Origin of the sequence: Pseudoalteromonas sp. NBT06-2, assembly GCF_002276045.1 — a bacterium.
Classification (GTDB): domain Bacteria; phylum Pseudomonadota; class Gammaproteobacteria; order Enterobacterales; family Alteromonadaceae; genus Pseudoalteromonas.
On sequence record NZ_NQMR01000219.1, the window covers coordinates 1 to 7,471 of the forward strand.

Consider the following 7,471-nt stretch of genomic DNA (forward strand, 5'->3'; position numbering starts at 1 on the left):
CGGGTTATTGAGGTGTTACGGAAAATATACATTAAATATTGATTTTACGGCACCTTATAATAAACAGTCTGTTGGTTTATATAAAACTATCGATAAAGACCTTCCTTATTTATTCACTCAATTTGAAATGAGCGATGCCCGCCGTGCATTCCCTGTATTTGATGAGCCTGGTTACAAAATCCCATTTCAACTCACAATTACAGCACCTACAACCCAAAAAGTATATGCAAATACACCTGAATTAAAAACTGTTGTTATTGGTGATATGACGACCCATCATTTTGATAAAACACCACCCATTCCTTCTTATTTAGTTGCTTTAGCAGTAGGACCATTTGTTGAAACTAAAGTTGAAGGCATGGCAATCGAAGGCCGTATCATTACAAGTAAAGAAAAACAAAAACTGGCAAAATATGCAGCAGATGAAATGCCGGCTATTTTAGCCACACTTGAGAGTTACTTTGGTAGCCCATATCCGTATAAAAAACTAGATTCTGTTGGCGTACCAGAGTTCCCATTTGGTGCAATGGAAAATTCAGGCCTAGTTACTTATCGTGAAGATATATTATTAATTGATGACAAAAATTCAAGTCAAAATGCCAAGCAAACTTCTGTATCTGTTATTGCACATGAATTAGCGCATCAATGGTACGGTAACTTAGTAACGATGAAATGGTGGAACGACCTTTGGTTAAATGAAGCATTTGCGAGTTGGATGGCTGCAAAGGTAACACATAAATTACATCCTGAGTTTGGATCAAACTTAAGCTTGCCTCAAAATAATGTGATGGCAATGGATGCTCGACTTTCAACTAAACCTATTCGTAAACCTATCAAAACTGAAGATGACATTATGGATGGATTAGGCCTAGCATACAGCAAAGGTAGCGCTGTATTGTCTATGGTTGAAAATTGGATTGGTGAAGAAGACTTTAAAAAAGGCATTCAAGCATATATAAAGGAATTTGCATTTAGCAATGCAAGTGCTTCAGATTTATGGAATGCACTTGCAAAAGCATCAGGTAAAGATGTAGCAAGCGTTTTACAATCATTTATTGAACAATCTTCTTTCCCACTTATTACAGTAAAACAAGATGGTACTACTGTTGCTTTATCGCAAAGTCGTTTTGCAAATAAAGGTGTTAATGCACCAGCACAACTTTGGAGCGTGCCAGTATCAATCAAATATGGTCGTGGTAATGAAGTAAAAGAAGCCACAATACTTCTTAAATCTGATTCAGCAAAAATTGAGTTAGATTTCGAACCAGAATGGATTTATCCTGATGCTAACGCTATGGGCTACTACCGCTGGGTATTACAAGACAAACAATTAGACACATTATTAACAAATGCCGCTGACGTACTGACTGTACGTGAAAGACGTGCCTTTATCTCTGCAAGTGATGCTTTATTAGATGCTGGTTTAATGTCTGGTGGTAATTTACTTAAGACTTTAGGTCAATTTATTGATGATGCACACCCACGTGTTGTATCGATGGCACTCGGTTATATTCAAAGCCAAAAGCGTGTCTTTATTGATGAAAGTAATGAAGATGTGTGGGCTAAATTTATTGCTGAAAAAGCACAAAGTACACTTAATAGATATGGTTTAACAGCTAAAAAAGGCGAAGAAGCTGCGATCAGCAAACTTAGACCTCAACTGATAAGCCTGCTTGCTTTTGAAGGTAAAAATCAAAAAGTCATCAAATTAGCAAAAAATGAAGCAGCTAAATATATAAAAAATAGCGCAAAAGTCGACCCTTATATTGCTGGCACATATTTAGAAATTGCCGCTTTTTATGGTGATGAAAAACAATTAACGAACTTTACTCAAGCCTTTGAAACAACTCAAGATCCACAAGCTCGAACCAACTTATTGATTGCTTTATCTTACTTTGGGGATAAAGCACTACAGTTAAAAACATTAGACTACATGATGACTGATAAAATAACGGCATCAGATATGCATTATATTATGAGTGGACATACATATAAAAAAGCACGCAAAGCACAATTCCAAAATTGGGTTTACACAAATTTCGATGTCCTAAGTAAAAAGCTACCGCCTTTCTCTCTGCCACATTTACCTAGTTATACAGGCGCTGGTTGTGATGCAAAAGACTTAAAAGATACGCAAAACTTCTTTAAACCAAAACTTGAAACGACACCCGCATTTGGTCGAACTTTAAGTAAAATTGACGAAAGTGTAAATGACTGTATTAGACTGAAAAATAGAGAAATTGCTTCGGTTAACCAATACCTAAAGCAGTTTTAATTTAAGTTTTAATATAATTCGTAAGGATAGAATTTCACCTACAGCCATTTTTTCTGTAGGTTGAGCTTTAGCTTAACTTGTTAATATTTATTCTAAAAAGCTAAAACCTCACCTACAATTCAATGTTTATTTCCAACAAATAAAAACCCAACTCTTTTTATGTCATCCCTTAACATGTTATCTTATAAAATATAGTTATTGTCCCAAATGAAATTAACGCATGAGTCATATAAACAAAAAAATATTATTAGCCATATCAGGTGGTATTGCTGCTTATAAATGTCCTGAATTAGTAAGGCGTTTAAAAGAGTATGGCATGAAAGTTAAAGTAGTGATGACTCAGTCGGCACAATCATTTGTGACACCTTTATCATTGCAAGCTGTATCAGGTGAACCAGTTTCTGATTCATTATTAGACCCAAATGCTGAAGCTGCGATGGGCCATATTGAATTTGCAAAATGGGCCGATTTAATTTTAATTGCCCCTGCAACTGCTAATATCATAGCTAAAATGACGCATGGTATTGCCGACGATTTATTAACGACTATTTTATTAGCCACTCCGAGTAAAGTAGCTGTAGCACCTGCTATGAATCAACAAATGTATGCACATGCTGCAATACAAGCTAACTTAAGTTTATTAAAACAACGTGATGTGGATATTTGGGGGCCTGCAAGTGGTGAGCAAGCTTGTGGAGATTTAGGGTTAGGCAGAATGTTAGATCCTCTCGATATCGTTGATAAATGTATTAATTTTTTTAGTGAAAAAGAACAAAATACGCATGGCATCTCTTTAAAAGGTAAAACGATTACCATCACAGCAGGACCAACGAGAGAAGCTTTAGATCCAGTACGTTACATTAGTAATCATAGTTCAGGTAAAATGGGCTATGCCCTTGCCATTGCAGCTGAACAGTTAGGTGCAACCGTTAATATTATTAGTGGCCCAGTTAACTTAGTCACCCCCTACAATATCAATAGAGTTAATATATCTAGTGCCTTAGAAATGCAACAAGCTGCATTAGAGTTAGCGCCAAAATCTGATATATTTATTGGTTGTGCAGCTGTTGCAGATTACCGATCTGCTGATATAAAAACTCAAAAAATAAAAAAACAAGGCAATGAAATATCACTCACATTAGTTAAAAACCCTGATGTCATTGCTTCTGTGGCGGCATTAACTTCGAATCGGCCCTTTACCGTTGGATTTGCCGCAGAAACTCAAAATGTAGCACAATATGCACAAGGTAAATTAAAAAATAAAAATTTAGATATGATTTGTGCCAATGATGTCTCTCAAGAAGGGTTAGGTTTTAACTCAGAACGTAACGCACTGACTCTATATTGGCATGATAAACAAGGTAAAGATTTTCAGTTAAACTTACCTGAAAACAGTAAGCAAACTTTAGCTATCGATATCATAAAAACCATTGCTAATGCTTGTTTTTAAAGTACAGCCATTTTATTATGCTGAGCGACTATAAAAAAATACAAAAACAACTGCGATCCTAAGAATAAGAATTAGAAGAAAGGGATAAAAATGCCTGCTAAAAAAAGTAGCAATAGAAAAGAGCAAATTCTCCAGTCATTAGCTCAAATGCTAGAATCAAATCCTGGTCAAAGGATCACTACAGCTAAACTTGCTGCTGAAGTAGGTGTATCTGAAGCTGCGCTTTACCGTCATTTTCCAAGTAAAGCGAGAATGTTTGAAGGTTTAATTGAATTCATTGAAGATACTTTGTTATCTCGTATCAATATCATTTTAGATAACGAAAAAGAAACCAAAAGCCGTATTTATAATATTTTGTTGCTCCTTTTAGGTTTTGCTGAAAAAAACCCTGGTATAACACGTATACTTACCGGTGATGCTCTTCAAGGTGAACAAGAACGATTACGATCACGTATTCAAAGTCTTTTTGAAAAACTAGAAACTCAATTAAAACAAGTTTTACGTGAACGAAAATTACGCGAATCTAAAACTTTCACAATCGATGAATCATACTTAGCAAACTTATTTTTAGCTTTTGTAGAAGGAAAAATGAATCAGTTTGTGCGTTCTGATTTCAAACAAAAGCCAAGTGCATCTTTCGAAGCACAATGGCAACAACTTGCTTTAGCTTGGCATTAATTACGCGCATATCATTAAAAGTGCCTACACTTTAGTAGGCATTAGTTAGTCTCCTTCTAATCTTTCATCTCATTAATCCCCTAATAGCTTTTCTATATAAATTCGTCTCATTTGTGCTCAATTTAACTCATTTACTCTCGACCTCAGTGATTGAGTGTTTACAATGGCAGTACCTTAAACACATAAAAGTTATAAACGAATTTATGAAACGTCTCCTCTTTGTTGTATCGAGTGCGATCATTCTTGCAACAAGCGCAGCTCATGCAAAAGAAACGCTACAATTTAATAATGTATTTGATTTTAAATATGCTAAGTCTCTGCAGTTATCTGAAAATGGTAAAATTTTAGCTTTGACAGCAACACCTTATCGTGGTGATGTACAAGGCCAAATATATAGCCTTGCAACTAATGACTTATTAGCTCAAGTACCACAAGGTATAAAGCCAATTATAAATAAAAATGCAAGTTGGATTGGTTTTACAGTAAAACCAAGCTTATTAAAAAGTGAAAGTGCTTCAAAAAAAGAAAAAAATAAGCTTACAAATTCACTGACATTGATCAATGCAAAAACCACTAAAAAATTTGAATTTGAAAATGTAAAAGACTTTAAGTTATCTGATGATGGCTTATGGTTAGCTTATCGATTAGATGAAAAATCTGATGATAAAAAACCTGATAACAAAGAAAAATCAGCAGATAAAAGTAAAGACAAATCAGCCATCAAAGCAGATAAAAAAGATACGCCATATAACTTGGTTATTGTGAAGTTAAAAGATCAAACCAGCCACACATTAAATAACATTTTAACTTATGGTTTTAGCCATACCAGTGAGCAAATGTTAGTGAGTAAGGTGGTTAAGGATGGCGTTAACAATCAAATATCTTTAATTGATTTAGCAAATAATTATAAAGTAACACCACTAATGAGTGAACCTGGTATCGTTGCCAGCCACATAAGTTGGCATCCAGAGCAATCAAGCGTTGCTTTTACAGCCGGTAATTACATAAATGACGATAAACGCCGTCGCGAATACCAACTGTATATTTGGCATGACACAAAAGGTGAACTAGAAACAATATTAACACCTAAAGAGAACTGGTTTATAGGTAAAACAGCCGAAATCAACTGGTCTGATGCAGGTGAAAGACTTTACTTTAAAACGCGCCCAGCTCTTGCTAAGAAAATAGAAAAAAAGAAATACAAAACAACTGAAGATTTAATTGATTATGCCACGATTCGAGATCAAAAAGGGCTAAAAATTTGGCACAATAATGACGCACAAATAAAACCAAGAGAGCAAGTTACTTGGAATAAAGACGATAAAAACCGACACTTTCAAGCTGTATATCACCTAGACACTCAACAAAGTATTCAATTAGCCACACCTGATATGAATGATATAAATTTACATAAAGAAAAACATGCATTATTAGGTGTATCAAACAATCAACATCTAGAAAGAATCATGTATGAAGGATTCTTTGCTGATTTTTACGCTGTAGATGTAAAAACAGGTGAACGTAAAGAAATTATATCTGATACACGTTCAAGACCTAGCTTATCTCCAAAAGGTCGTTTTGCTGCTTATTTTGACGATGGCCATGTGCACCTTAAAAACATGCAAACTGCTAAGCTAAATAATCTAACTAAAGGGATGCGCAGTCTCTTTAGTGATGATCGACATGACTACCCTACAGAAGTACCTGGTTATGGCTTTGCTGGCTGGATGACTGATGGTAGCGCAGTATTAGTTTATGATAAATACGATATTTGGGCATTTGATACTAATTCATTAAAAGCAACACGTTTAACTAATGGCGAAAAAACTAATACACGCTATCGTGTTATTCAGCTTGATAAAACAAGCGTGGGTTTTAAAAAAGGCGATACGGTATTTGTTAAAGCCATTAACCTTAAAGATAAACAGACTGAAATAGCTAAATTAAACTTAAACGAAAACTCAATTACTAAGGTACTTGAAGGTAAAAGTCGTTTTGATTTAATCAAAAAAGCGAAACATTCTGATAAGTTATTATTTACCCAACAAAGCTATCATCAATTCCCTGATATTTGGCAAACTGATGTAAGCTTTAATCATAAACAACAAGTTACTCACCTTAATCCACAAATGACAAACTTTGATTGGGCACAAAAACCTGAGCTTATTAGCTATAAAGGTTGGGATGGTGAAGATCTTCAAGGTGTATTAATTAAGCCTGCTACATATAAAAAAGGCGATAAACTACCCATTGTGATCTATTTTTATCGTTATATGAGTCAACGTATGTATGACTTTCCAAAAATGGAATTAAACCATAGACCTAACTTCCCCATGTTTACTTCAAATGGTTATGGGATTTTTTTACCTGATATTCGCTTTGAAGTTGGACACCCTGGTCGCTCTTCAACCAAGACTATGATCAATGCGACACAAAAGCTAATTGATTTAGGTATTGCTGATCCAGATAAAATAGGTTTACAAGGTCACTCTTGGGCCGGGTATCAAAGTGCCTTTATGGTAACGCAAACTGATATGTTTAAAGCAGTGGTTTCTGGAGCACCTGTATCAAATATGACAAGCGCTTATAGTGGTATACGTTTAAAGTCTGGTTTAGCTCGTCAATTTCAGTATGAAACAGGGCAAAGTCGTATAGGTAAAAATTTATTTGAAGCGCCTGAGCTTTATATTGAAAATTCACCTGTATTTTTTGCCAATAAAGTGAATACACCTATTATGATCATGTTTGGCGATAAAGATGGAGCGGTACCTTGGCAAGAAGGTATTCAATATTATTTAGCCTTACGTAGAGCCGGAAAAGATGCCATATTCTTACAATACGAAGGGGAACCCCATCACTTAAAAAAATTCCCTAATCAAGTCGATTTTTCAATTCGCATGATGGAATATTTTGAGCATCACCTTAAAGGCAAACCTGCGCCATTATGGATGCAGCAAGGCGAAGCTTTTATTGAAGAATAGTTTTCTAATTTAGAAAAAATCATCAATTTAAATTGTGGAGGCCAGAGGCATTTTCTCCTGATTTTTTTGTTCGTTTGTCTTATCCTA

4 protein-coding genes are annotated in these 7,471 nt (G+C 35.0%); all 4 read left to right on the forward strand.

Annotated features, from left to right (window positions below; all coding sequences use genetic code 11):
- A partial coding sequence (locus CJF42_RS24180) for a M1 family metallopeptidase (protein ID WP_141235656.1) occupies positions 1–2,275 on the forward strand: 2,275 nt, incomplete at its 5' end.
- Between the two features lie 220 nt (positions 2,276–2,495).
- Positions 2,496–3,725 (forward strand): bifunctional phosphopantothenoylcysteine decarboxylase/phosphopantothenate--cysteine ligase CoaBC, encoded by a 1,230-nt coding sequence (gene coaBC, locus CJF42_RS24185; protein WP_095369088.1) that lies wholly within the window; start codon positions 2,496–2,498, stop codon positions 3,723–3,725.
- A 90-nt stretch (positions 3,726–3,815) separates the two neighbouring features.
- Complete coding sequence (slmA, locus tag CJF42_RS24190; RefSeq protein WP_095369089.1) at positions 3,816–4,403, forward strand: nucleoid occlusion factor SlmA; 588 nt, start codon at positions 3,816–3,818, stop codon at positions 4,401–4,403.
- Positions 4,404–4,606: 203 nt separating this feature from the next.
- A complete protein-coding gene (locus CJF42_RS24195) occupies positions 4,607–7,384 on the forward strand; it encodes a S9 family peptidase (RefSeq protein ID WP_095369090.1) in 2,778 nt (925 codons plus the stop codon).
- Positions 7,385–7,471 lie beyond the last annotated feature (87 nt).

What these genes read in the sequence shown, in the direction of transcription:
- coaBC (WP_095369088.1), top strand. Translation starts at nt 2,496, where the DNA reads ATGAGTCATATAAACAAAAAAATATTATTAGCCATATCAGGTGGTATT.
- CJF42_RS24195 (WP_095369090.1), top strand. Translation starts at nt 4,607, where the DNA reads ATGAAACGTCTCCTCTTTGTTGTATCGAGTGCGATCATTCTTGCAACA.
- slmA (WP_095369089.1), top strand. Translation starts at nt 3,816, where the DNA reads ATGCCTGCTAAAAAAAGTAGCAATAGAAAAGAGCAAATTCTCCAGTCA.